The organism is Mycobacterium sp. UM_Kg27 (assembly GCF_000972905.1).
Classification (GTDB): domain Bacteria; phylum Actinomycetota; class Actinomycetes; order Mycobacteriales; family Mycobacteriaceae; genus Mycobacterium.
Window position 1 is genome coordinate 1 of sequence record NZ_JRMM01000268.1, and the last position, 1,630, is coordinate 1,630.

Here is a 1,630-nt window from a genome sequence, read left to right on the forward strand (position 1 = left end):
GGTAACGGTGGCACCGGTGGTGACGGCGGCAAGATCGGCAACGGTGGCACGGGTGGCACTGGTGGTGCCGGTGGGCTCAGTGGGACGCACCGAGCTGACCCGAATGACGAAGATGACGTCGATTCCGTCGGCGGCACGGGCGGTGTCGGCGGTAAGGGTGGTGCCGGCGGTACCGAAGCGGGCAATGGTGGAAATGGTGGTGTCGGCGGCGCCGGTGGTGCGGGGCATGACGGCATCAAGGGGACGAACGGGGCTGACGCCACCAATGCGGGCGAGGACGGCGAGGACGGCCAGCAAGGCGGCAGCGGCTTCAACGGCGGCGTAGGCGGTGCCGGTGGCCAAGGTGGAGCTAAGGGCGGCGGCGACGACAGCGTCGCTGGTAAGAGCGGCGACGGCGGCGTAGGCGGTGCCGGTGGCGCGGTCGGTGCGGGTGGTGACGGTGGCAACGGAGCCAACGGCACCTGGGCCAACGGCGGTACCGGTAACGGCGGCAACGGCGGTCAAGCCGGCGCCAACGGCACCGGGTTCGGTAAAGGCGGCGAGGGCGGTGCGGCCGGCGGTACCGGTGCCGAAAGCGGGGGCAAGGGCGCCGACGGGAGCAAGGATCCTTCCCAGGCCAGCCAGGGCGGCAACGGCGGTGACGGCGCAGCTGGTACCGCGGGGAACCACAACGGTGGCAAGGGCGGCAACGGCGGCGACGGCGCATACGGCGGCGACGGCGGCCGGGGCGGCAACGGCGGCGACGCCTACGCCGGCAGTAACGGCAATGGTGGCGACGGTGGAACCGGCGGCAAGGGAGCCGATGGAGACGGCTCGGTCCAGAGCAATGGCGGAAACGGCGGACAAGGCGGCAATGGTGGCAAAGCCGCCGGCACCGGTGCCGGCGGCCAGGGCGGTAATGGTGGCGACGGCGGTAATGGCGGCATCGGCGTAGTGGGTATCGGAGGCACCTTCGCCAATGGCGGCACCGGCAACGGCGGTAACGGCGGGGTTGGCTACAACGGTGGCAATGGCGGCGCCGGCGGCGCCGGCGGTGGATCCGAGTCCGGCACCAACGGCAGCGGCGGAGACGGCGGTGAAGGTGGTCAGGCCGGCGCCGGCGGCAAGGGCGGCAACGGGGCCGACGGGGAGTGGGATTCCAAGGGCCAGTACGGCTTCGGTTCCGGCGGTAAGGGCGGCAACGTCGGCAGCGCGGGCTCCGTGGGTAAGGGCGGCGCTGCCGGTGCAGCCGGAACCGGCGGCACCGGTGGCGAAGCCGGAACCGCGGGTGCCGACGGTCAGGGGGTCTACGGCTCTGACCAGGTGGCGGGCGGCAACGGAGGCAACGGCGCGGCTGGCGACGAGCTCCACTTGAACGGCGGCGCCGGCGGTGACGGCGGAACCGGTGGAACCAACGGCTCCGGCGGCAACGGCGGCCTCGGCGGCAACGGCGCCCCCACTGACGAAACCGGTAATGCCACCACCGGCGGCAACGGCGGCGCCGGCGGCAACGGTGGAGCCGGCGGCACGGCAGAGGGTAACGGCGGCAAGGGTGGTGACGGCGGAAACGCTTCCCCCGGTACTCACTCCGACAACGGCAACACCACTGCCACCAAGGGTGGTAATGGTGGTGCCCTGTCTCTTATACACA

1 pseudogene is annotated in these 1,630 nt (G+C 72.1%); it reads left to right on the forward strand.

Annotated elements, in window-relative coordinates:
- A pseudogene (locus LI94_RS24080) lies at window positions 1–1,630 on the forward strand (PE family protein); the annotation flags it as partial.